This window comes from Citrobacter sp. ANG330 (genome assembly GCF_047467925.1).
GTDB classification, from domain to species: Bacteria; Pseudomonadota; Gammaproteobacteria; order Enterobacterales; family Enterobacteriaceae; genus Citrobacter_A; species Citrobacter_A amalonaticus_G.
In genome coordinates this window covers 259,608-281,576 of record NZ_JASJUI010000005.1, presented here as the reverse complement: position 1 = coordinate 281,576, position 21,969 = coordinate 259,608, and the positions used below count along the sequence as shown (strand labels likewise).

Genomic DNA, 21,969 nt, shown 5'->3' with positions numbered 1-21,969 from the left:
TTCCTCAGATTTCCTTAATTTTTTGTGTAATCACGTGCACCAAAAATGGCGGTGCCGATACGTACCATCGTGCTACCCGCCGCAATGGCGGCTTCCATATCATCCGACATACCCAGCGACAGGGTATCGACGTCAGGATAGCGCGTTTTCAGCCCAGCAAATGCTACAGCCATTTGGCGGGCAACTTCAAACTGCCTTACATAATCTGACTCAGGGGCGGGGATCGCCATCAAACCGCGCAGACGAAGATTCGGTAATTCGACGACCTCTGCGGCAAGCGCATCCAGTTCTTCCAGGGGAATACCGGACTTGCTGTTCTCATCGCTGATGTTGATTTGAATCAGCACGTTCAGCGGTCCAAATTCTGCCGGACGCTGTTCATTCAGCCGGGTCGCAATGCGCAGGCGGTCGAGGGTATGGCACCAGTCAAAGTGCTCGGCCACCAGACGGCTTTTGTTGGACTGTAACGGGCCAATAAAGTGCCATTGCAGACCGGCCGTGCCTTTTTCACGAAAGTGGAGAATTTTCTCCACCCCTTCCTGCACGTAATTTTCACCAAAGGCTCGCTGGCCAGCAGCAATGGCTTCTTCGATGGCGCTCGCAGGTTTGGTTTTGCTCACTGCAAGCAACGTAACTTCTTCTGAAGCACGCCCGCAACGCGATGCGGCGGCTGAGATTTTGTCCCGGACCTGTGCCAGGTTATGCGCGATATCGTTCATTTTCCGAGGATCTGAGTATGAATATGGAAGAAATTGTGGCCCTTAGTGTAAAGCATAACGTCTCGGATCTACACCTAAGCAATGCGTGGCCTGCGCGCTGGCGTAAACGGGGGCGCATGGAACGTGCCCCGTTCACCGCAACCGATATTAACGGACTGTTGGCAGACTGGCTGGATGAGGGGCAGCAGGCGGCGTTACGACAAAATGGGCAACTGGATTTCGCTGTTTCGCTCGCGGATAACCAACGCCTGCGGGCCAGCGCCTTTCACCAGCGGCAGGGGACGTCGCTGGCGCTGCGGCTACTGCCGACGCAGTGCCCGACGCTGGAAACGTTAGGCGTCCCCGCCGTGTTGGTGGAACTGCTTCGCAGCGAGAACGGCCTGATCCTGGTGACGGGCGCGACAGGCAGCGGTAAATCCACCACCCTGGCGGCGATGGTGGGCTGGCTGAATCACTATGTGGAGGAGCATATTCTGACGCTGGAAGATCCCATCGAGTATGTCTACACCAGCGATTGCTGCCTGATTCAGCAGCGTGAGGTGGGGTTACACTGTGCCTCGTTTGCCGCAGGGCTGCGCGCCGCGCTGCGTGAAGATCCGGATGTGATTCTGCTGGGCGAGTTACGCGACAGCGAGACCATTCGTCTGGCACTCACGGCAGCGGAAACGGGACATCTGGTGCTGGCGACGCTGCATACACGCGGCGCGGCACAGGCGATTGAGCGCCTGGTGGACTCTTTCCCGGCTCAGGAGAAAGACCCGGTACGCAGCCAACTGGCAAGCAGCCTGCGGGCCGTGTTGTCGCAAAAACTCGAACCTGATAAGCAGGAAGGGCGTGTCGCGCTGTTTGAGTTACTGATTAACACCCCCGCAGCGGGGAATTTAATTCGCGAAGGGAAATCCCATCAGCTACCTCACGTCATTCAGACCGGGCAGCAGGTGGGGATGATGACCTTTTCCCAGAGCCTGCAACAGCGACAAGCGCAAGGGCGGCTTTGAGAAACTGCAGGGTCAGTAGCCCTGCTCAAAGTAGCTTTCGAGGATGATGACGGCAGAAGCCGAATCGATCTTGCCTTTGTTCAGTGCGCGATAACCGCCCTGTTCGAACAGTCCGGAGCGTGCCTCTACGGTGCTAAGTCGTTCATCATGCAGGGTGACGGTAACGCCAAAGCGGCCGTGAATGCGGTTGGCAAATTTGCGTGCGCGGGCGGTGAGTGGTTGTTCGGTGCCGTCCATGTTGAGCGGTAAGCCAACGATGATCTCATCGGGCTGCCACTCTTTGAGTAGCCGTTCGATCAGGTTCCAGTCCGGCGTGCCGTCCTGCGCTTTTATCGCGGGCAGCGCGCGCGCCGTGCCGGTTACTCGCTGACCAATCGCCACACCAATACTTTTCGTACCAAAGTCAAAAGCCAGTAATGTTCCGCTCATCAGGCATGCCCTGCCACGCCGGGCATCGTCAGGATGTCGATGCCAATCAGCCGGGCGGCTTCACGCCAGCGGTCGGCAATCGGCGTTTTGAACAAAATATTGAGATCGGCAGGGGCGGTCAGCCAGGCATTGTCCAGCAGTTCCTGCTCAAGCTGGCCTTTCTCCCAGGAGGAGTAACCGAGCGCAACCAGCACATCAGCAGGTTGCTCGCTCGTGCCTAAGGTTTCGAGCACATCGCGTGATGTGGTGATCACCGTATTATCCGAGATGCGGATGCTGGAGGCAAAACGCGACGGCGGGGTGTGCAGGATAAACCCTCGGTCTTCTGCTAACGGGCCGCCCAGCATCACAGCTTTATCGAGGCGAATCGCCGCATCACGTGGTTCCGGCGTGATTTTCAGTTTTTCCAGAATCCCTTCAACCTGGAGATTTTCCAGAGGCTTATTCACAATAATCCCCATTGCGCCGTCTTCGTTATGTTCGCAGATGTACACCACGGAGCGGCGGAAAATCGGATCCTGGAGAGCAGGCATGGCAATAAGAAAGTGATGCTGTAAATTCATTGTCAGAGGTTCTGTTTCCTGGTTCAAAAAAGCAACAGGGGTCAGTATGTGGGTAAAGCGCACGGATGTCACTACTGTAGGCCGGATAAGACGCCTGTGTTGTTCTCAGGCATCGGTGTCTTAATGCCTGATGGCGCTACGCTTATCAGGCCTACAACGCTGGTTTATGGCTGATTATTTTTGCAAACGCGCTTCGATTGCGTCCATCAGCATCCCGGTGATGGAGACAGGGAATTCGGCTTCGATTTCGCGGATACAGGTTGGGCTGGTGACGTTAATTTCGGTAAGACGATCGCCAATGATATCCAGACCGACAAAAATCAACCCTTTGGCTTTCAGCGTCGGCCCGATACGGCGTGCGATTTCCCAGTCGCTGTCGGTTAATGGACGCGGTTCGCCGCGGCCGCCAGCGGCCAGGTTACCACGGGTTTCACCGCCTTGCGGAATACGTGCCAGGCAGTACGGAACCGGTTCGCCATCCACAACCAATACGCGCTTATCGCCATCTTTAATGGCGGGCAGATAGTTCTGCGCCATGCAGTAGCGGGTGCCATGCTCGGTCAGAGTTTCTGTAATCACGCCGAGGTTCGGGTCACCGTCTTTAACGCGGAAGATCGATGCGCCGCCCATGCCGTCCAGCGGCTTAAGGATAATGTCGCTATGCTTTTGCCAGAACGCCTTTATTTGCACTTTGTTGCGGGTGACCAGCGTTTCCGGTGTCAGGTCCGGGAACCAGGCCGTGAACAGTTTTTCGTTACAGTCACGCAGGCTCTGCGGTTTGTTGACAATAAGCGTGCCTTTCTCTTCTGCGCGTTCCAGGATGTAAGTGGCGTAGATAAACTCCGTATCAAACGGCGGATCTTTACGCATCAGAATGACGTCGAGCTCGTCGAGCGGTAGATCCTGCTCGCCGGTAAACTCATACCATTTATCGTAGTTCTGCTCGACGCTCAGCGTCCGTGTATGAGCGCGGGCTTCACCGTTTTCCAGATAAAGATCGGCCATCTCCATATAATGAAGTTCGTAACCACGACGTTGCGCTTCCAGCAGCATAGCGAAGCTGGAATCTTTCTTGATATTGATGTTTGCGATGGGGTCCATCACGATGCCGAGCTTGATCATTATTCTTCTCCGTTAGCCCAGATCGCCAAATCGCACCTGAAGCGCGGTAATGGCGGTGAGCGCAGTTGTCTCAGTACGCAGAACGCGAGGTCCTAACAGGATATCAGTAAACTGATAGCGTGCGGTCATGGCTATTTCCTCTGCTGACAACCCGCCTTCCGGGCCAATCAACAGACGAACGCGCTCAACCGGCAGCGGCAAGGTATTAATACTGTCGCTGGCGCGCGGATGGAGGTTCAGCTTCAATCCCTCGTCCTGTTCCGCACACCAGGCTTCCAGATCCATCGCCGGGCGAATTTCCGGCACCCGGTTGCGACCACACTGTTCGCAGGCGGCAATAGCAATTTTCTGCCACTGCTGAAGCTTCTTGTTCAGACGTTCACTGTCCAGTTTAACGCCGCAGCGTTCAGAAAAAAGTGGCGTAATGAGGCTTACACCCAGTTCGATCGATTTCTGGATGGTGAACTCCATTTTTTCGCCGCGCGACATGACCTGACCAAGGTGGATGTGCAGCGGCGATTCCCGATCGTCAATCTTGCCACTTAACACCTTTACGTCCACGCTTTTCTTGCTGGCGCGAGTGATTTCGGCAGCGAAAACCTGATTGCTGCCATCAAACAGTTGCAGTTCCTGGCCCGGCCCCATCCGCAGGACGCGTCCAATATGGTTGGCGGCATCTTCACACAGGGAAATCTGGCTGCCGGCGGTGAGGGGCTCTGGGTGATAAATGCGGGGAATACGCATAGTTATAAATCCGCGTCATCTCCCCACGCAGGCTCGCCGCGCGGGGTAAGGGGTTAATCAAATATCCCGCTAGTGTAGGTTAGCTCTTTTGCGCCTGGCAAGCGCGTTGCACGTAAGGGTTATGGTTTCCCTGAATCTTCGCGATACGTTCGTCGCGCTCGCACTCCCAGTCGGTGACCGGGTACATCTTGTTCCAGGCGTTGAAAAGCTGGGTTTGCTGACGAGAAAGCGTGAGGTTGTACTGGTCACGCATATAAAAATAGGTGCGGGCAATCGCGCCGCGGGCGCGTGCAGGAGGTTCAGCCAGCTTTTCTTTGAAATCGACTTTCATCGCACACTGCCCGTACTGTCCTTCGCCGCCGTTCCACTGACTGTACATAAAGTTTCCGCGATCGCCATTCACTTCGCCAACGGTGGGTTGCAGGTTGTGCATATCGCTTTCCATTTTGCGATACACCGGATCTTTGGTGCAGTTTTTCCGCCCGCCATCCTGCCAGCATTGACGCTGATGACCAAACTGCCATGCCGGAACCACGTGTTCCCATTCGATTCGGCTGGCGCGATTCTCGTTCTTCCGCACTTTGTAGCCGCAGGAGTCGAGATCGACGACGCCTTTTTTCCCTTGCCAGTTGATTTTGCATCCGCAATAGAAGTCGCCCGGAACATTAGCGTTAACCTTGACGCCCGCGCTTTTTGCCTGTGAAAAACTATTAATGCCAGTGGCCAACGCCGGGCCGGAAATGACTACCGCAACAAGAGCGGCAGCGAATGTGTGACAACGGTACATCATGAACTCCGTATCAAAACGAGCCCGCAACGTAACGAAAGTTGATGTGTGATGCAATCAGTCAGATCAGGAAAGTTCCTGATCGTTCAGGTTATTTAAGCGGTACTAAGGGTTCGCCACAGTGAACGCAGCGATAGGTGGCTTCGCCGCGAACGACGCGATTATGGCGGCGGATGGTGAGTTGATGCTCCTGACACTGGCAGCGGTAAGGAAAAGTGTTAGTGCGTACCGATTGCAGTTCGAACTGATGGGTGCGTCTTGCGGGGACGCCGAGCACGCTTTCCATCATCCACTTCCACTCTTTACCGTGCGGCGCAACCCGGCCAAAGCGTTTCCACACCAGTAAATGCGCCAGTTCATGCGGTACCACGTCGTTGATAAACGCCTCAACGTTTTCCATGAGCAGGACCGGGTTCAGCCGGATTTCATAGCTTTCCAGCCAGGCGGTGCCGGCAGAGGTGCCGCGCTGCTGATACACCAGTTTGGGTTCGGGATAGCTGCGTCCAAGCTTCAGGTTTGCCTGAGCGAGATTATCCCGCAGGCTGCGCATAACGGCTTGCTGGACGGCGATAGGGAGACGGGGGGCTTTCATAACGGCAGAGGATAATGCGACAGGGACGGGACTGCAAGAGGAAGGCGTCCTCCCATGGGGGAGGACGCAAAGGGCAGATTAATCGTGTGCGCCGATTTCGCGCAGCTTACGTCCCTTCATCAGGTTACGTTCGATATGTTCCAGTGAAACGTGTTTGGTTTCCGGCACCAGCCACAGTGTCAGCAGAATAAACAGCACGTTCAGACCCGCATAAACCCAGAAGGTGTTCGCATTGCCGAGGTTTTGCAGCATAGTCAGGAACGTCGCGCCAACGATCATGTTGGCAATCCAGTTGGTGGCGGTAGAGCAGGTGATGCCGAAATCGCGGCCCTTCAGCGGCTGGATTTCAGAACACAGCACCCAAATCAGCGGACCGGCACTCATGGCGAAACCAATGATGAACATCAGCAGCATCGCGATAGCGAAGTACTGTGCGGACGGCGAGTGGATGCCGACATGCATCATCGTCCCAAGGATACCCATTCCGGCTGCCATCACCAGGAAGCCCAACGTCAGCGTCGGTTTACGCCCCCAGCGGTCAACCAGGCCGATGGCGATAAAGGTGGCCAGCACGTTGGTCAGACCGACAATCACGGTACCCCACATCTGCTCAGAGGTATTGGTGTAACCTGCCATTTCGAAGATTTTGGGTGCGTAGTACATGATAACGTTCATCCCGGTGAACTGCTGCATCACCTGCAACAGTACGCCAAGAAACACCGCACGGCGGAAGTTGCTGTTCTCTTTGAACAACGTCCAGCCGCTCTGTTTCACCTGCAGACTTTCACGGATTTCATCCAGCTCGCGTTTGGCTTCTGCACTGGTATCACGCAGACGTAGTAATACGCGTTCGGCATCAACGAAACGACGTTTCGCGGCGAACCAGCGCGGGCTGTCCGGCAGGAAAAAAACGCCGATCAACAGCAGAATCGCCGGGATGATAATCACGCCCAGCATCCAGCGCCATGCGCCGCTGTAGCTGAAGGCGGTATCCGACAGATAGGCGCCGAGGATCCCGATGGTAATCATCAACTGGTACATGGAGATCATGCTGCCACGAATTTTTTCCGGGGCGATCTCAGACAGGTACAGCGGGGCGGTGTACGAGGCCACGCCAACGGCGAGGCCCAGCAAAACGCGGGAAAGGATCAGCACTTCAACGTTCGGCGCCGCTGCGGAGAACAGCGAACCGGCGACAAATAGGATCGCGCCGATCATCAGGCTTTTCTTGCGCCCGAGCTTGAAGGAGAGCCAGCCGCTGCCGACGGCACCGACTGCTGCACCGAACATCATGGAGCTGACGACCCACTCCTGAGTGTGTGCGGAAATCTGGAATTCATCGGTGATAAACGGTAATGCGCCAGCAATAACGCCGATATCCAGGCCAAAAAGTAATCCTGCCAGGGCTGCAAGGAAGCAGACAAAAAATGTCATGGCTTTATTGGAACGCCCCTGTTTTTTATTGTCAGGCATTATGCCCTCCGGTTGGGTTATCAGTTTTGTTGATGTTAAGGGTAGGCGAGTAACCCGCAAAAATATGTGATAGTTATCACGTTAGTGTAATCGGTTACACTAACGCATAAGCGTAAAAATAATTAAGACTTTGAAAATATAGAGGTAAAAGGGGTGATGTGCATCTCATCTGGATGAGTTTCAGACTTAACTGAAATGAAATGTAACAGCAGAAGAAAGGCGATCACGCAAAGGGATTATTCTGAAAGCGCGATATATTGGGCGTGGTGTAAACGGTTTCAAACGTTACCGGGTGGCGGCTGCGCCTTACCCGGCCTACAAACACCTCAAAAACCCGTAGGTTGGTAAGGCGCAGGCGCAGCCACCATCCGACAGAAAAAAGCCAGCCCGAAGGCTGGCTTTTTCAACACAACGCTCAGTCGAATTACTTCAGACCGGCAGCGTCGCGTAGCAGAGCGGCTTTGTCGGTTTTTTCCCAAGGGAAATGCTCACGACCAAAGTGACCGTATGCAGCGGTTTCTTTGTAAATCGGGTGCAGCAGATCCAGCATCTGGATCAGACCGTACGGACGCAGGTCGAAGAATTCACGCACCAGCAGAGTCAGTTGTTCTGAAGGCACTTTCTCAGTCCCGAAGGTTTCCACCATGATGGAGGTCGGTTCCGCCACGCCGATTGCGTAGGAAACCTGAATTTCACAGCGGTCAGCCAGGCCCGCCGCAACGATGTTTTTCGCCACGTAACGTGCAGCGTACGCGGCAGAACGGTCCACTTTCGACGGATCTTTACCGGAGAACGCGCCGCCACCGTGACGCGCCATGCCGCCGTATGTATCAACGATGATCTTACGACCTGTCAGACCGCAGTCGCCCATTGGCCCACCGATAACAAAACGACCGGTCGGGTTGATGAAGAATTTGGTAGCTGAGGTCAGCCATTCAGTCGGCAGAACCGGCTTGATGATCTCTTCCATCACCGCGTCTTTCAGCGTCGTCTGATCGATATCTTCCGCATGCTGGGTGGAGAGCACCACGGCGTCGATACCGACAATTTTGCCGTCGTCGTACTGGAAGGTCACCTGGCTTTTCGCATCCGGGCGTAGCCACGGCAGGGTACCATTTTTACGCACTTCAGCCTGACGCTGCACCAGACGGTGTGCGTAGGTGATCGGTGCAGGCATCAGCACGTCGGTTTCGTTGGTGGCATAGCCAAACATCAGGCCCTGGTCGCCAGCGCCTTGTTCCAGCGGATCGGCACGGTCAACGCCCTGGTTGATATCCGGAGACTGTTTACCAATTGCGCTCAGGACTGCACACGAGTTGGCATCAAAGCCCATGTCGGAATGCACATAGCCAATTTCGCGCACGGTGTTACGTGTGATCTCTTCGATATCGACCCAGGCGCTGGTGGTGATTTCACCGCCAACTAAAACCATGCCGGTTTTCACGTAGGTCTCACACGCGACGCGCGCTTTCGGATCCTGTTCCAGGATGGCATCAAGCACGGCATCAGAGATTTGGTCAGCGATTTTGTCAGGATGCCCTTCTGATACGGACTCGGACGTAAAAAGGTGTTTTGCCATGTTTTATTTCACCTAAGGAGAATTTGGTTAGCTCAAACTGTTGTGCGGAAAAGCCAAAGCAGAAGATTCTACCAAGGCCTGCAGGTTAGTGACACTGGCAGTCTGAGTGTTAATCAGTATGGATGGATTAACATCTGGATGGCTATTTTAGGTCACTTCTTCACCCGATTTCCACTGTTTTTTGAATCAGCTCTCACTGTGTTGAAAACATGAGGGGAAATTTTTACAAACACTGCTGACAATCTGCGCATTTATGTTTTGCTTTTTGATTCTGTTGTCGGTATAAAACGCGGCGCGCGGCTCATATCCGTCATACTTCAAGTTGCATGTGCGTTGGCTTCCTCGTTCGCCCCAGTCACTTACTCATGTAAGCTCCCTGGGACTCACTGCGTTGCCGCCTTCCTGCAACTCGAATTATTTTGGATAGACAAAAAGCACACGACGTTTTCTTCGTGTCGCCACTTCCAGCCGGGTTAAAACGTTAGCTTTGGCTTGTTGGTGCGTTCCTGTTGGAGCGACCATGGAGGTGATAAGAGATAATGAACCGTTGTATTCTGCTGAATCTGTCGCACCGTTCTGGTGTGCGTATGTCCTCCACAATTTGCATCTCTGCTTTGCATACCTGCCGATGTTATACCCATCTCGGCGCTTCTCAGGACTCCAGAGCCGGTAACTGGCACTAAGGACTGAACAAGGGCGCTCTTGTGGAAACAAGAGTTTTCTCGTGGTTTCGCCGAACCGTCATACGTAAGTTCGGTTACGTGCTTTACAATGATATGAAAAAGAAACCGGTCGCGCAGGCGGAGCACCAGCACTTTCTGCTGGAAAATCCGACTGTTTATGGGTTGTTATCGCCTCTTCGGATTGCGATAGTAGTCAACTGTTTTACACTTGTTAATAAAATTTGAGGTTCGCTATGTCTGACGACATGTCTTTGGGTTCGCCTTCGTCAGCAGGCGAACAGGGTGTACTACGCTCCATGCAGGAGGTTGCAATGAGCTCCCAGGAAGCCAGCAAGATGCTGCGTACTTACAATATTGCCTGGTGGGGCAATAACTACTATGACGTCAATGAACTGGGTCACATTAGCGTGTGCCCGGACCCTGACGTCCCCGAAGCGCGCGTCGATCTCGCTAAGCTGGTGAAAGCGCGTGAAGCGCAAGGGCAACGCCTGCCAGCGCTGTTCTGCTTTCCGCAGATCCTGCAACACCGCCTGCGCTCCATTAACGCGGCGTTCAAACGCGCGCGTGAGTCGTACGGCTATAACGGCGACTATTTCCTGGTTTACCCCATCAAGGTTAACCAGCATCGTCGTGTCATCGAATCCTTAATTCATTCTGGCGAACCGCTGGGTCTGGAAGCCGGTTCCAAAGCGGAACTGATGGCGGTCCTGGCCCATGCCGGGATGACCCGTTCCGTGATTGTGTGTAACGGCTATAAAGACCGTGAGTACATTCGCCTGGCGCTGATTGGCGAGAAGATGGGCCATAAAGTCTATCTGGTCATCGAGAAGATGTCGGAAATCGCCATTGTGCTGGATGAAGCCGAACGTCTGAACGTCATTCCGCGTCTGGGCGTGCGTGCGCGTCTGGCTTCGCAGGGGTCTGGCAAATGGCAGTCCTCCGGCGGCGAAAAATCCAAATTCGGCCTGGCGGCAACGCAGGTTCTGCAACTGGTGGAAACGCTGCGTGAAGCCGGGCGTCTCGATAGCCTGCAATTGCTGCATTTCCACCTCGGTTCGCAGATGGCGAATATCCGTGATATTGCTACCGGCGTGCGTGAGTCTGCCCGTTTCTATGTTGAGCTGCATAAGCTTGGCGTTGACATCCAGTGCTTCGATGTGGGCGGCGGTCTGGGTGTGGACTACGAAGGGACCCGTTCGCAGTCTGACTGCTCGGTGAACTATGGTCTGAACGAATACGCCAACAATATCATCTGGGCGATTGGCGATGCCTGTGAAGAAAACGGCCTGCCGCATCCGACGGTGATCACCGAGTCCGGTCGTGCGGTGACCGCGCACCACACGGTGCTGGTGTCCAACATCATCGGCGTTGAGCGTAACGAATATACCGTGCCTGTTGCGCCGGCTGACGACGCGCCGCGCGCGCTGCAAAGCATGTGGGAAACCTGGCAGGAGATGCACGAGCCGGGGACCCGTCGCTCGCTGCGTGAATGGCTGCACGACAGCCAGATGGATCTGCATGACATTCACATCGGTTACTCCTCCGGCACTTTCAGCCTGCAGGAACGTGCGTGGGCGGAACAGCTTTATCTGAGCATGTGCCACGAAGTGCAGAAACAGCTGGATCCGCAAAACCGCGCGCACCGTCCGATCATTGACGAACTGCAAGAGCGTATGGCGGACAAAATGTACGTCAACTTCTCGCTGTTCCAGTCAATGCCGGATGCGTGGGGGATCGATCAGCTGTTCCCGGTCCTGCCGCTGGAAGGGCTGGATCAGGTGCCTGAGCGTCGTGCGGTTCTGCTGGACATCACCTGCGATTCCGACGGCGCTATCGATCACTACATCGACGGCGACGGCATTGCGACTACCATGCCGATGCCAGAGTACGATCCGGAGAATCCGCCGATGCTCGGTTTCTTTATGGTCGGCGCGTATCAGGAGATCCTCGGCAACATGCACAACCTGTTTGGCGATACCGAGGCGGTGGACGTGTTTGTCTTCCCGGACGGTAGCGTAGAAGTTGAGCTGTCGGATGAAGGGGATACCGTGGCGGACATGCTGCAATATGTACAGTTGGATCCGAAAACGTTGCTGACACACTTCCGCGATCAGGTGAAGCAAACCGGCCTGGACGATGCGCTGCAGCAGCAGTTCCTCGAAGAGTTTGAGGCGGGTCTGTACGGCTATACGTATCTCGAAGATGAGTAATGCCTGCGCCCGGGCGACTTGAACCTGGGCAAATAAGCAGCGATAATTTACTCAATTACTGTGTTTACGAATCAAACCCTTTCTCGTCGGGCCTAACGACGCGGGAGGGTTTTTTTATATCGACGAATAAGAGGTTTTTGCCATGAGCACCTTAGGTCATCAGTACGATAACTCCCTGGTTTCAAACGCCTTTGGTTTCCTGCGTTTGCCAATGAACTTCCAGCCGTATGACAGCGATGCCGACTGGGTGATCACTGGCGTGCCGTTTGACATGGCGACGTCCGGTCGTGCGGGCGGGCGTCACGGCCCGGCGGCAATCCGTCAGGTGTCAACGAATCTGGCCTGGGAACACAATCGCTTCCCGTGGAATTTCGACATGCGTGAGCGCCTGAACGTGGTGGACTGCGGCGACCTGGTTTACGCCTTTGGCGACGCGCGTGAAATGAGTGAAAAACTGCAGGCGCATGCAGAGAAACTGCTGGCTGCCGGTAAACGGATGCTCTCTTTTGGCGGTGACCACTTTGTGACGCTGCCGCTGCTGCGCGCGCACGCAAAACACTTTGGCAAAATGGCACTGGTCCATTTCGATGCCCACACCGACACCTATGCGAATGGCTGTGAGTTCGACCATGGCACCATGTTCTACACTGCGCCGAACGAAGGGTTGATCGATCCGCATCACTCTGTGCAGATCGGTATTCGTACGGAATTCGATAAAGACAACGGCTTTACCGTGCTGGACGCCTGTCAGGTGAACGATCGCGGCGTTGATGACATCATCGCCCAGGTGAAGCAGATTGTCGGCGACATGCCGGTCTATCTGACCTTTGATATCGACTGCCTGGATCCGGCATTCGCTCCGGGGACCGGTACGCCAGTGATTGGCGGTCTGACTTCCGATCGCGCTATTAAGCTGGTGCGCGGACTGAAAGATCTGAACATCGTAGGGATGGACGTGGTGGAAGTGGCGCCGGCTTACGATCAGTCAGAAATCACCGCCCTGGCGGCGGCAACGCTGGCGCTGGAGATGCTGTACATTCAGGCGGCGAAGAAAGGCGAGTAACGGGTTTCGGGCTATTTTACTCGCCATTTTGAACCCGGGCAGTGCTCGCCATCCTCACGTACTATGCGTACGCTCCGGTGGCTGTGCGCTGTCCAGGCCCAAACTGGCTTCGCCAATAACGCCCGATCACCGGACAAAATTTGTAGTTCTGTAGTTCTGTAGTTCTGTAGGCCGGATAAGGCGTTTACGCCGTCATCCGGCACGCTTGAATGTTACTTAATCCCGTCCGCTTTCATACGATCGCGAATATGTTGCGCACGTTCTGCGGAGGCCGGGTGATCGTCAAACATGGAGCTTTGACGACCTTCTTCCAGTTTCGCCAGTTTTTCGAAGCTGGTGGCAAGACCCGCCGGGCTGATACCGCGTTTGCGCAACAAATCGTACGAGTAGTCATCCGCTTCCGATTCCTGGCGCTGGGAGAACTGCGAGTTCACCAGTTTTTCTCCCAGATCGCCGAGCTGTGACTGCGACAGGCTGCCGACTATTCCACCCGCTGAGGCTGCGGCTGCGCGAACGGCGTTAGTGCCCAGCGCCACCTGCATACCTTTCTTCACGTGTCCGAGCGCAACGTGACCCATTTCATGGCCAATCACGGCTTCGACTTCGTTGTCCGTCATCATGTCCATCAGGCCGCTATATACACGAATACAGCCGTTCGCCATCGCGAAGGCGTTCACGTCTTTCGCCATGTAGACTTTATAGTTGACCGCTTGTCCGTTGATGTTATCGCCGAGCGCCGTGGCGATTTTGCTCAGGCGTTTAGCGTACTCGCTGCCGGCTGGCGCGATAGTCGCTTTACCATCCATTTCCGTACAGGCCTGGTTGCTTAACGCGATAACCTGCGCATCGTTCAGGCTATAAGCCTGAAAAGCCTCGGCTCCCGAGGAGAGCAGTCCGTTGGAGTTCATATTCTGGCAGCCGGTCAGCACCGTCGCCATGCCCATAGCAAGCAGTAACGCGCGAATCTTCATGTTTTTTCTTCCACACGAAATGAGGAGGGGTCTAAAAGTGCGCGATTTGCAGATGAATCCGCGCTCAGGCTAAGTATAAAGAAAAGAACAACAAGCGGGCGAGCAGATTGCGCAACATGCGAGTGTGATCCGGAGATTTCTGAAGCGGCAAAAGGATGCTCCATGTACATGACACGCGGCTTGGGTTACATTGTTGGCACTTTTTTCCGGCGTAGCCCAAAACGCGCTGTCGTCAAGTCGTTACGGGCATGGCCTTCATCATCCGATCTGGAGTCAAAATGTCCTCACGTAAAGAGCTTGCCAATGCTATTCGTGCGCTGAGCATGGACGCAGTACAGAAAGCCAAATCCGGTCACCCGGGTGCCCCGATGGGTATGGCTGACATTGCCGAAGTCCTGTGGCGTGATTTCCTGAAGCACAACCCGAGCAACCCGTCCTGGGCCGATCGTGACCGCTTCGTGCTGTCCAACGGCCACGGCTCCATGTTGATTTACAGCCTGCTGCACCTCACCGGTTACGATCTGCCGATGTCTGAGCTGCAGAACTTCCGTCAGCTGCATTCCAAAACCCCGGGTCACCCGGAAGTGGGTTACACCGCCGGTGTGGAAACCACTACCGGTCCGCTGGGTCAGGGTATTGCGAACGCGGTCGGTATGGCTATCGCTGAAAAAACACTGGCTGCACAGTTTAACCGTCCGGGCCATGACATCGTTGACCACTACACCTATGCGTTTATGGGCGATGGCTGCATGATGGAAGGTATCTCTCACGAGGTATGCTCTCTGGCCGGTACGCTGAAGCTGGGCAAACTGGTGGCGTTCTACGATGACAACGGTATCTCTATCGACGGTCACGTTGAAGGCTGGTTCACTGACGATACCGCTAAACGTTTCGAAGCGTACGGCTGGCACGTGGTACGTGGTGTTGATGGTCATGACGCAGACGCCATCAAACGCGCAGTCGAAGAAGCGCGTGCGGTGACCGACAAACCGTCCCTGCTGATGTGCAAAACCATCATCGGTTTCGGTTCCCCGAACAAAGCGGGTACCCACGACTCCCACGGCGCGCCGCTGGGCGATGCAGAAATCGCACTGACTCGCGAACAGCTGGGCTGGAAATACGCGCCGTTCGAAATCCCGTCTGAAATCTACGCCCAGTGGGATGCGAAAGAAGCCGGTCAGGCGAAAGAGTCTGCCTGGAACGAGAAATTTGCCGCCTACGCCAAAGCCTTCCCGCAGGAAGCCGCTGAGTTCACCCGTCGTATGAAAGGTGAAATGCCGTCTGATTTCGACGCAAAAGCGAAAGAGTTTATTGCTAAGTTGCAGGCTAACCCGGCAAAAATCGCCAGCCGTAAAGCGTCTCAGAATGCGATCGAAGCTTTTGGTCCGTTGCTTCCGGAATTCCTCGGCGGCTCCGCAGATCTCGCGCCTTCTAACCTGACTCTGTGGTCGGGTTCTAAAGCGATCAACGAAGATACTGCGGGTAACTACATCCATTACGGCGTTCGTGAATTCGGTATGACCGCGATTGCCAACGGTATCTCCCTGCACGGTGGTTTCCTGCCGTACACCTCCACTTTCCTGATGTTTGTGGAATATGCCCGTAACGCGGTGCGTATGGCAGCGCTGATGAAACAGCGCCAGGTAATGGTTTACACCCACGACTCCATCGGTCTGGGCGAAGATGGCCCGACTCACCAGCCGGTAGAGCAGGTGGCTTCTCTGCGCGTCACGCCAAACATGAGCACCTGGCGTCCGTGTGACCAGGTTGAATCCGCCGTGGCGTGGAAATATGGCGTTGAGCGTCAGGACGGCCCGACCGCGCTGATCCTCTCCCGTCAGAACCTGGCACAGCAAGAACGTACCGAAGAGCAACTGGCGAACATCGCTCGCGGTGGCTACGTATTGAAAGATTGCGCAGGCCAGCCTGAGCTTATCTTCATCGCGACCGGTTCTGAAGTTGAGCTGGCGGTTGCCGCATGGGAAAAACTGACTGCCGAAGGCGTGAAAGCGCGTGTGGTCTCCATGCCGTCTACCGATGCGTTTGACAAGCAGGATGCGGCGTACCGTGAATCCGTACTGCCGAAAGCGGTTACCGCTCGCGTGGCCGTGGAAGCCGGTATCGCTGACTACTGGTTCAAATACGTGGGTCTGAACGGCGCGATCGTCGGTATGACCACCTTCGGTGAATCTGCGCCGGCAGAGCTGCTGTTCGAAGAGTTCGGCTTCACCGTCGACAACGTTGTCGCGAAAGCAAAAGCGCTGCTGTAATCATTACAACAGTCTCTAACGGGTCGCTTCGGCGGCCCGTTATCATCTGAAAAGGTAATTATTTCTGCTCAGGCAAGGGGTTATTGTAGATCTGCTTCACAGAATTGATATTTAGTATATTATTGAATTTGCAATGTTCATCACATAATTAATATTGCTATTTTTATTTTTAGTTATAACAATCTGTTTTTTAATGATTTGTATTATTGTCTCTTTTCCCTGTCTCTGTTTTCTCCTCGATTGATTTCATTTGGTCGCACGCGTATTTTGTTTTTAGCAAGACGTTGTACCCTAAAAATAAAATAAGGACAATTTATGCGGTTGATTGACTATTTTCCTGAAGCTTCAATTTCAATAAAACCGGTGGCAAAGAACTGGCAGGAAGCCATTGATTTTTCCATGTCATCATTACTGGCGAATCATTATGTGAATGCCAATTATATCCAGGCTATAAAAGATTCAACGATTAACAATGGTCCTTATTATATTCTGGCACCCGGTGTGGCGATGCCGCATGCCCGGCCAGAATGTGGTGCGTTAAAAACAGGAATGTCATTAACGCTTCTTAAACAGGAAGTGCAATTTTCCGACGATGACGAACCCGTAAAATTGCTCATCGGGTTGTCGGCGGCGAATGCCGATTCACATATTGGCGCTATCCAGGCATTAAGCGAACTTCTTTGTGAAGAGGAAACTCTGGCTGCATTATTAGCAGCCAAATCAGAAAAGCAGTTGGCGGATATTATCGCCCGCGCATAATCATTTCTCCTCGACAGGATAATAATATGGAACACAAGTCTGCTCGTGCAAAGGTCCAGGCTTTTGGCGGATTTTTGACTGCCATGGTCATCCCGAATATCGGTGCTTTTATTGCCTGGGGTTTTATTACTGCATTATTTATTCCGACAGGGTGGATGCCTAATGAGCATTTCGCCAAAATCGTCGGCCCGATGATTACCTATTTATTACCCGTAATGATTGGTTCCACCGGTGGACATCTGGTCGGTGGGAAGCGTGGGGCGGTGATGGGGGGAATCGGTACGATCGGCGTGATTATTGGCGCGGATATCCCGATGTTCCTCGGTTCAATGATCATGGGGCCACTGGGTGGCCTGGTGATTAAATACATTGACCGGCTGCTGGACCAGCGTATCCCCGCGGGCTTTGAGATGGTGATCAATAACTTCTCTTTAGGCATTGCCGGAATGATGTTGTGCCTGCTGGGGTTTGAAGTTATTGGACCGGCGGTTCTCATTGCCAATAACTTTGTGAAAGAGTGTATTGAATCACTGGTGCACGCGGGTTATCTGCCGCTGCTTTCACTGATTAATGAGCCCGCAAAAATCCTTTTTCTGAATAATGCAATCGACCAGGGAGTTTATTATCCGCTGGGAATGCAGCAGGCTTCGGAAACAGGAAAATCCATCTTCTTCATGGTGGCCTCAAATCCTGGCCCCGGTTTAGGTTTACTGCTGGCGTTTGCCTTCTTTGGTAAAGGAATGGCGAAGAAATCGGCTCCCGGCGCCATGATTATCCATTTCCTGGGCGGCATTCACGAACTCTACTTCCCGTACGTGCTTATGAAGCCACTGACCCTTATCGGCATGATTGCCGGGGGAATGAGCGGAACATGGGTGTTCAATCTGTTAGGCGGCGGCCTGGTTGCGGGCCCCAGTCCAGGGTCGATTTTCGCTTACCTGGCCTTGACGCCAAAAGGTTCTTTCCTTGCCACGATTGCGGGCGTCACGGCGGGAACGGTAGTGACCTTTATCATCACCTCATTGATCCTGAAAATGGAAAAAAATGGTCTGGCCGAAAGTGAAGAGACGTTCAGTGATTCCGCCAACGCTGTCAAAGCCATGAAGCAGGCAGGTAGTTTTTCATATCGCCATGTCAAACGTATCGCCTTTGTGTGTGATGCGGGAATGGGGTCCAGCGCGATGGGGGCGACGACGTTTCGTAAGCGCCTGGAAAAAGCGGGGCTGGCTGTCGAGGTGAAGCATTATGCCATCGAAAATGTGCCAGTTGACGCTGATATTATTGTTACCCATGCCAGTCTTGAAGGGCGCGTTAAACGGGTTAGCGATAAACCGTTGGTGTTGATCAAAAACTATATTGGCGACCCGCAGCTTGACGATTTATTTAATCACTTAACGTCGAATTAGTATTTCTGGTTCCTGGAGTTAATATGAAAACGAAAGTGGCTGCAATTTATGGCAAGCAGGATGTGCGTATCCGTGAGTTTGAATTACCTGAAATTACGGATAATGAACTATTAGTCAGCGTGATTTCCGACAGCGTATGCTTATCCACCTGGAAGGCCGCGACATTAGCCAGTGAACATAAACGTGTTCCGGATGATCTGGAAAATCATCCGGTGATTACCGGTCACGAATGCGCCGGGATTATTGTTGAAGTAGGAAAAAATTTAACCGGGAAATATAAAAAAGGGCAACGCTTTGTTTTACAACCCGCAATGGGATTGCCGAGCGGTTATTCCGCGGGGTACAGCTACGAATATTTTGGTGGTAATGCCACGTATATGATTATTCCTGAAGTCGCGATAAACCTGGGATGCGTATTGCCATATCACGGTTCTTATTTTGCGGCTGCTTCACTGGCGGAACCGATGTGCTGCATTATCGGTGCTTATAAAGCGAATTACCATACGACGCCTTATGTGTATGAGCACAGAATGGGGATTAAGCCCGGCGGCAATATTGCGCTTTTAGCCTGCGCCGGGCCGATGGGTATTGGTGCGATTGATTATGCGATTAATGGCGGGATCCAACCGGCACGTGTGGTGGTTGTGGATATTGATGAAACGCGTCTGGAGCAGGCTAAAAAGCTGCTGCCGGTGGAACTGGCCGCGCGCAAGGGAATCGAGCTCACCTATGTGAATTCGTCCGGTATGGCCGACCCCGCGACGCAACTGCGCGAATTAACGGGCGGTGCCGGGTTCGATGACGTTTTTGTCTATGCCGCCGTGCCGTCCGTTGTTGAACTGGCGGACGACCTTCTGGCAGAAGATGGCTGTCTGAATTTCTTTGCCGGTCCGACGGATAGCCGTTTCAAGGTGCCGTTTAATTTCTACAACGTGCATTACAACAGCACTCACGTAGTCGGAACTTCTGGCGGTTCCACCGAGGACATGAAAGAGGCAATCGCGCTGAGCGCAACAGGACAACTGCAACCGTCGTTTATGGTGACCCATATCGGCGGTCTTGATGCGGTGCCAGATACCGTTCTGAACTTACCGGATATTCCGGGTGGTAAGAAGCTCATCTATAACGGCGTCACGATGCCGCTGACGGCAATTGCTGATTTCGCCGAGAAAGGCAAAACCGATCCGTTGTTCAGGGAACTGGCGCGTCTTGTGGAGGAGACACACGGAATCTGGAATGAGAAAGCAGAAAAGTATCTGCTGGCGCAGTTTGGCGTGGATATCGGGGAGGCGGCATGAAATCCCTGGCATGGCCGCTGTTTCGCATCACGGAGCAGGCAGCGCTGGCTGCCTGGCCGCAAACCGGCTGCGGCGATAAGAACAAAATCGATGGCCTGGCAGTGAGCGCGATGCGTACGGCCTTGAATGACATTGCCATTCGCGGGCGCATCGTCATTGGCGAGGGCGAAATAGATCACGCGCCGATGTTGTGGATTGGCGAAGAGGTTGGCAATGGCGGCGGACCGGAGGTGGATATCGCCGTCGATCCCATTGAAGGTACCCGGATGGTTGCGATGGGGCAGAGCAATGCGCTGGCAGTGATGGCGTTTGCGCCGCGGGGAAGTTTGCTTCACGCCCCGGATATGTACATGAAAAAACTGGTCGTTAACCGGCAGGCGAAAGGGGGGATTAATCTTGCCCTGCCATTGGCAGATAATCTGCGTCAGGTGGCACAAGCGCTGGGCAAACCGCTGGAGCAACTGCGCATGGTCACACTGGATAAACCGCGACTTCAACCGGAGATTGCCGCAGCCACACAGTTGGGGGTGAAAGTCTACGCCCTGCCCGATGGCGATGTGGCCGCCAGCGTGCTGGCCTGTTTGCAGGATAACCTCTATGACCTGATGTATACCACGGGCGGTGCGCCGGAAGGCGTGATTTCTGCCTGCGCGGTGAAAGCATTGGGGGGCGATATGCAAGCCGAGCTTGTCGATTTTTGTGAAGCAAAAGGCGATACCGCAGAGCATCGGCTGATTGCTGCTCAGGAGCGCCAGCGGTGTGCTGAAATGGGTGTCGAGGTTAATCGGGTTTATACACTCGACGAACTGGTGGCAGGAGATGACGTCCTTTTTAGCGCGACCGGGGTGACCAGAGGCGATCTGGTGAATGGGATCCAACAGGTTGCAAAGGGGGTACGCACGCAAACTTTACTGATCGGCGGGGCGGACCGAACGTGTAATATAATAGACTCTCTGCATTCATGGTGATTTATCGGGATACGAATGACGACGCTGACAGAAGACGATGTGCTTGAGCAACTGGATGCTCAGAACAATTTACTTTCGTTTATGACGACGGCACATACTATTTTGCTGCAGGGCATAAAGCGCTTTCTGCCGTCGCTGTTTGTCGATAACGATGAAGAGATTGTGGAATATGCAGTGAAGCCGTTACTTGCCCAGAGTGGGCCGCTTGATGATATTGACGTTGCGCTACGCCTGATTTATGCGCTGGGAAAAATGGACAAATGGCTTTATGCCGACATTACGCATTTTTCGCAGTTTTATCAGTACGTCAGCGAACGGGATGAAATCCCAGGATTTGCTGATGACATCACCTGGGATTTTATCAGCAACGTCAACAGTATCACCCGAAACACGACCTTATATAGCGCGCTGGAGTCGATGAAGTTTGCCGATTTTGCGGCGTGGTCGGAGGTTCGTTTTTCCGCAATGGTCAAGACGGCAATGGCGCTGGCGGTGACGTCAATTTTGAAGGAATTAACACCGTGAAAATCGGACTGATGGTCAACGGGTTGCGGGTTGAAGCCCATTATCATGATGATGAGATAGAGAACGTTCATAAGCCGTTATTACAGCGACTGGCAAACATCCATTCCGCGAACACCAGACGGCGCACCGTTGTGTTTCTGAGTGCGCCGCCCGGGACCGGAAAATCCACACTCACCACGTTCTGGGAATGGCTTTCTCGTCAGGATCCCTTTTTGCCGACGATCCAGACGCTGCCGATGGATGGTTTTCATCACTACAATGACTGGCTGGACGCCCACAATCTGCGTGCATATAAAGGGGCACCAGAGACCTTTGACGTTGATAAGCTTGCGCAGAATCTGCGCCAGATACGGGACGGCGAAGGGACCTGGCCGCAGTACGATCGGCAAAAACACGATCCGGTCGAAGACGCGATTGTCGTAAACGCGCCGATTGTCATTGTGGAAGGAAACTGGCTGCTGCGGGATGACGAGAGATGGCGGGCGCTGGCGGCGTTCTGCGATTTTTCCCTCTTTATCCGTGCGCCAGCCCAGGCCCTGCGAGCCCGACTGGTGGAGCGCAAACGGGCCGGTGGATTATCACCAGCCGATGCCGGGGCGTTTTACGAACGCACAGACGGGCCTAATGTTGAGCGAGTGCTGCGCGAAAGTCGCCCTGCCAGCCTGCTACTGGAGATGAACCTCAGTGGGGAATACCGTCTCGCCTGACGATAAATTATTCCAGCTAAGACGTGATGATTATTACGGCTTACTGGAATAATTACCCCCGTCCGTAGCGGGTAAAATGTGATGCAGGTCATATAGCTGGCTT

Annotated in this window: 22 protein-coding genes; 12 read left to right on the top strand and 10 right to left on the bottom strand. The window is 53.9% G+C overall.

What is annotated here, in order from left to right; all coding sequences use genetic code 11:
- Nucleotides 1-14: 14 nt before the first annotated feature.
- Nucleotides 15-719, bottom strand: a complete 705-nt coding sequence (locus QNN88_RS14045) for a YggS family pyridoxal phosphate-dependent enzyme (protein WP_414240761.1) — start codon at nucleotides 717-719, stop codon at nucleotides 15-17.
- Nucleotides 720-736: 17 nt separating this feature from the next.
- On the opposite strand from QNN88_RS14045, the gene QNN88_RS14040 reads away from it, so the two are divergent.
- Nucleotides 737-1,717, top strand: a complete 981-nt coding sequence (locus QNN88_RS14040) for a type IV pilus twitching motility protein PilT (RefSeq protein ID WP_414240760.1) — start codon at nucleotides 737-739, stop codon at nucleotides 1,715-1,717.
- Between the two features lie 12 nt (nucleotides 1,718-1,729).
- On the opposite strand, the gene ruvX is transcribed toward QNN88_RS14040, so the two are convergent.
- The 8 genes from ruvX to metK form a co-directional block, all read right to left on the bottom strand.
- Complete coding sequence (gene ruvX, locus QNN88_RS14035) at nucleotides 1,730-2,146, bottom strand: Holliday junction resolvase RuvX (RefSeq protein WP_061077975.1); 417 nt, start codon at nucleotides 2,144-2,146, stop codon at nucleotides 1,730-1,732.
- Nucleotides 2,146-2,709 (bottom strand): YqgE/AlgH family protein, encoded by a 564-nt coding sequence (locus tag QNN88_RS14030; RefSeq protein ID WP_414240759.1) that lies wholly within the window; start codon nucleotides 2,707-2,709, stop codon nucleotides 2,146-2,148. The genes ruvX and QNN88_RS14030 overlap by 1 nt, the downstream gene beginning before the upstream one ends.
- Before the next feature lie 174 nt (nucleotides 2,710-2,883).
- Nucleotides 2,884-3,831: a glutathione synthase gene (gshB, locus tag QNN88_RS14025; RefSeq protein WP_414240758.1), complete on the bottom strand. Its 948-nt coding sequence runs from the start codon at nucleotides 3,829-3,831 to the stop codon at nucleotides 2,884-2,886.
- A 12-nt stretch (nucleotides 3,832-3,843) separates the two neighbouring features.
- Nucleotides 3,844-4,575 carry a 16S rRNA (uracil(1498)-N(3))-methyltransferase gene (gene rsmE / locus QNN88_RS14020; protein ID WP_414240757.1) on the bottom strand — a complete coding sequence of 244 codons (732 nt, stop codon included), beginning with the start codon at nucleotides 4,573-4,575 and terminating at the stop codon, nucleotides 3,844-3,846.
- A gap of 79 nt (nucleotides 4,576-4,654) precedes the next feature.
- Complete coding sequence (gene endA / locus QNN88_RS14015) at nucleotides 4,655-5,362, bottom strand: deoxyribonuclease I (protein WP_414240796.1); 708 nt, start codon at nucleotides 5,360-5,362, stop codon at nucleotides 4,655-4,657.
- Nucleotides 5,363-5,453: 91 nt separating this feature from the next.
- The gene (locus QNN88_RS14010) at nucleotides 5,454-5,954 is read right to left on the bottom strand and encodes a SprT family zinc-dependent metalloprotease (RefSeq protein WP_414240756.1); all 501 of its coding nucleotides are present in this window, start codon (nucleotides 5,952-5,954) and stop codon (nucleotides 5,454-5,456) included.
- A 78-nt stretch (nucleotides 5,955-6,032) separates the two neighbouring features.
- A complete protein-coding gene (galP, locus tag QNN88_RS14005) occupies nucleotides 6,033-7,427 on the bottom strand; it encodes a galactose/proton symporter (protein ID WP_414240755.1) in 1,395 nt (464 codons plus the stop codon).
- 424 nt (nucleotides 7,428-7,851) lie between these two features.
- Nucleotides 7,852-9,006 (bottom strand): methionine adenosyltransferase, encoded by a 1,155-nt coding sequence (metK, locus tag QNN88_RS14000; protein ID WP_414240754.1) that lies wholly within the window; start codon nucleotides 9,004-9,006, stop codon nucleotides 7,852-7,854.
- 539 nt (nucleotides 9,007-9,545) lie between these two features.
- On the opposite strand from metK, the gene QNN88_RS13995 reads away from it, so the two are divergent.
- The 4 genes from QNN88_RS13995 (at nucleotide 9,546) to speB (ending at nucleotide 12,962) form a co-directional block, all read left to right on the top strand.
- Nucleotides 9,546-9,689 (top strand): hypothetical protein, encoded by a 144-nt coding sequence (locus QNN88_RS13995; protein ID WP_269460499.1) that lies wholly within the window; start codon nucleotides 9,546-9,548, stop codon nucleotides 9,687-9,689.
- A gap of 93 nt (nucleotides 9,690-9,782) precedes the next feature.
- Nucleotides 9,783-9,914 carry an acid stress response protein YqgB gene (gene yqgB / locus QNN88_RS13990; RefSeq protein WP_414240795.1) on the top strand — a complete coding sequence of 44 codons (132 nt, stop codon included), beginning with the start codon at nucleotides 9,783-9,785 and terminating at the stop codon, nucleotides 9,912-9,914.
- 8 nt (nucleotides 9,915-9,922) lie between these two features.
- Nucleotides 9,923-11,899 carry a biosynthetic arginine decarboxylase gene (speA, locus tag QNN88_RS13985; protein WP_414240753.1) on the top strand — a complete coding sequence of 659 codons (1,977 nt, stop codon included), beginning with the start codon at nucleotides 9,923-9,925 and terminating at the stop codon, nucleotides 11,897-11,899.
- Nucleotides 11,900-12,041: 142 nt separating this feature from the next.
- The gene (gene speB / locus QNN88_RS13980; protein ID WP_414240752.1) at nucleotides 12,042-12,962 is read left to right on the top strand and encodes an agmatinase; all 921 of its coding nucleotides are present in this window, start codon (nucleotides 12,042-12,044) and stop codon (nucleotides 12,960-12,962) included.
- Between the two features lie 212 nt (nucleotides 12,963-13,174).
- Here speB and QNN88_RS13975 read toward each other — a convergent pair whose 3' ends face one another.
- Nucleotides 13,175-13,933 (bottom strand): M48 family metallopeptidase, encoded by a 759-nt coding sequence (locus QNN88_RS13975; RefSeq protein WP_414240751.1) that lies wholly within the window; start codon nucleotides 13,931-13,933, stop codon nucleotides 13,175-13,177.
- A 278-nt stretch (nucleotides 13,934-14,211) separates the two neighbouring features.
- On the opposite strand from QNN88_RS13975, the gene tkt reads away from it, so the two are divergent.
- The 7 genes from tkt (at nucleotide 14,212) to QNN88_RS13940 (ending at nucleotide 21,866) form a co-directional block, all read left to right on the top strand.
- Nucleotides 14,212-16,203 carry a transketolase gene (gene tkt, locus QNN88_RS13970; protein ID WP_414240750.1) on the top strand — a complete coding sequence of 664 codons (1,992 nt, stop codon included), beginning with the start codon at nucleotides 14,212-14,214 and terminating at the stop codon, nucleotides 16,201-16,203.
- 315 nt (nucleotides 16,204-16,518) lie between these two features.
- Nucleotides 16,519-16,962, top strand: coding sequence for a PTS mannitol transporter subunit IIA (cmtB, locus tag QNN88_RS13965; protein WP_414240749.1), 444 nt, complete (start codon nucleotides 16,519-16,521; stop codon nucleotides 16,960-16,962).
- 26 nt (nucleotides 16,963-16,988) lie between these two features.
- Nucleotides 16,989-18,368 carry a PTS mannitol transporter subunit IICB gene (locus tag QNN88_RS13960; RefSeq protein ID WP_414240748.1) on the top strand — a complete coding sequence of 460 codons (1,380 nt, stop codon included), beginning with the start codon at nucleotides 16,989-16,991 and terminating at the stop codon, nucleotides 18,366-18,368.
- A 23-nt stretch (nucleotides 18,369-18,391) separates the two neighbouring features.
- On the top strand, nucleotides 18,392-19,666 hold the full coding sequence (locus QNN88_RS13955) for a zinc-binding dehydrogenase (RefSeq protein ID WP_414240747.1): 1,275 nt from the start codon (nucleotides 18,392-18,394) through the stop codon (nucleotides 19,664-19,666).
- Entirely contained in the window at nucleotides 19,663-20,634 is a 972-nt protein-coding gene (gene glpX / locus QNN88_RS13950) for a class II fructose-bisphosphatase (protein WP_414240746.1), read from the top strand. Before QNN88_RS13955 ends, glpX begins: the two co-directional genes overlap by 4 nt.
- Nucleotides 20,635-20,649: 15 nt before the next feature.
- Nucleotides 20,650-21,159: an MltR family transcriptional regulator gene (locus QNN88_RS13945; RefSeq protein ID WP_414240745.1), complete on the top strand. Its 510-nt coding sequence runs from the start codon at nucleotides 20,650-20,652 to the stop codon at nucleotides 21,157-21,159.
- Entirely contained in the window at nucleotides 21,156-21,866 is a 711-nt protein-coding gene (locus QNN88_RS13940; protein ID WP_414240744.1) for a nucleoside/nucleotide kinase family protein, read from the top strand. Before QNN88_RS13945 ends, QNN88_RS13940 begins: the two co-directional genes overlap by 4 nt.
- Nucleotides 21,867-21,969 lie beyond the last annotated feature (103 nt).

Excerpts from the sequence above, each read along its gene's own strand:
- tkt (WP_414240750.1), top strand. The coding sequence starts at position 14,212 with ATGTCCTCACGTAAAGAGCTTGCCAATGCTATTCGTGCGCTGAGCATG.
- ruvX (WP_061077975.1), bottom strand. The coding sequence starts at position 2,146 with ATGAGCGGAACATTACTGGCTTTTGACTTTGGTACGAAAAGTATTGGT.
- QNN88_RS14030 (WP_414240759.1), bottom strand. The coding sequence starts at position 2,709 with ATGAATTTACAGCATCACTTTCTTATTGCCATGCCTGCTCTCCAGGAT.
- QNN88_RS13955 (WP_414240747.1), top strand. The coding sequence starts at position 18,392 with ATGAAAACGAAAGTGGCTGCAATTTATGGCAAGCAGGATGTGCGTATC.
- speA (WP_414240753.1), top strand. The coding sequence starts at position 9,923 with ATGTCTGACGACATGTCTTTGGGTTCGCCTTCGTCAGCAGGCGAACAG.
- speB (WP_414240752.1), top strand. The coding sequence starts at position 12,042 with ATGAGCACCTTAGGTCATCAGTACGATAACTCCCTGGTTTCAAACGCC.
- cmtB (WP_414240749.1), top strand. The coding sequence starts at position 16,519 with ATGCGGTTGATTGACTATTTTCCTGAAGCTTCAATTTCAATAAAACCG.
- QNN88_RS13975 (WP_414240751.1), bottom strand. The coding sequence starts at position 13,933 with ATGAAGATTCGCGCGTTACTGCTTGCTATGGGCATGGCGACGGTGCTG.
- glpX (WP_414240746.1), top strand. The coding sequence starts at position 19,663 with ATGAAATCCCTGGCATGGCCGCTGTTTCGCATCACGGAGCAGGCAGCG.
- QNN88_RS13945 (WP_414240745.1), top strand. The coding sequence starts at position 20,650 with ATGACGACGCTGACAGAAGACGATGTGCTTGAGCAACTGGATGCTCAG.
- QNN88_RS14045 (WP_414240761.1), bottom strand. The coding sequence starts at position 719 with ATGAACGATATCGCGCATAACCTGGCACAGGTCCGGGACAAAATCTCA.
- QNN88_RS14040 (WP_414240760.1), top strand. The coding sequence starts at position 737 with ATGAATATGGAAGAAATTGTGGCCCTTAGTGTAAAGCATAACGTCTCG.
- metK (WP_414240754.1), bottom strand. The coding sequence starts at position 9,006 with ATGGCAAAACACCTTTTTACGTCCGAGTCCGTATCAGAAGGGCATCCT.
- gshB (WP_414240758.1), bottom strand. The coding sequence starts at position 3,831 with ATGATCAAGCTCGGCATCGTGATGGACCCCATCGCAAACATCAATATC.
- galP (WP_414240755.1), bottom strand. The coding sequence starts at position 7,427 with ATGCCTGACAATAAAAAACAGGGGCGTTCCAATAAAGCCATGACATTT.
- QNN88_RS14010 (WP_414240756.1), bottom strand. The coding sequence starts at position 5,954 with ATGAAAGCCCCCCGTCTCCCTATCGCCGTCCAGCAAGCCGTTATGCGC.
- yqgB (WP_414240795.1), top strand. The coding sequence starts at position 9,783 with ATGAAAAAGAAACCGGTCGCGCAGGCGGAGCACCAGCACTTTCTGCTG.
- rsmE (WP_414240757.1), bottom strand. The coding sequence starts at position 4,575 with ATGCGTATTCCCCGCATTTATCACCCAGAGCCCCTCACCGCCGGCAGC.
- endA (WP_414240796.1), bottom strand. The coding sequence starts at position 5,362 with ATGTACCGTTGTCACACATTCGCTGCCGCTCTTGTTGCGGTAGTCATT.
- QNN88_RS13960 (WP_414240748.1), top strand. The coding sequence starts at position 16,989 with ATGGAACACAAGTCTGCTCGTGCAAAGGTCCAGGCTTTTGGCGGATTT.
- QNN88_RS13995 (WP_269460499.1), top strand. The coding sequence starts at position 9,546 with ATGAACCGTTGTATTCTGCTGAATCTGTCGCACCGTTCTGGTGTGCGT.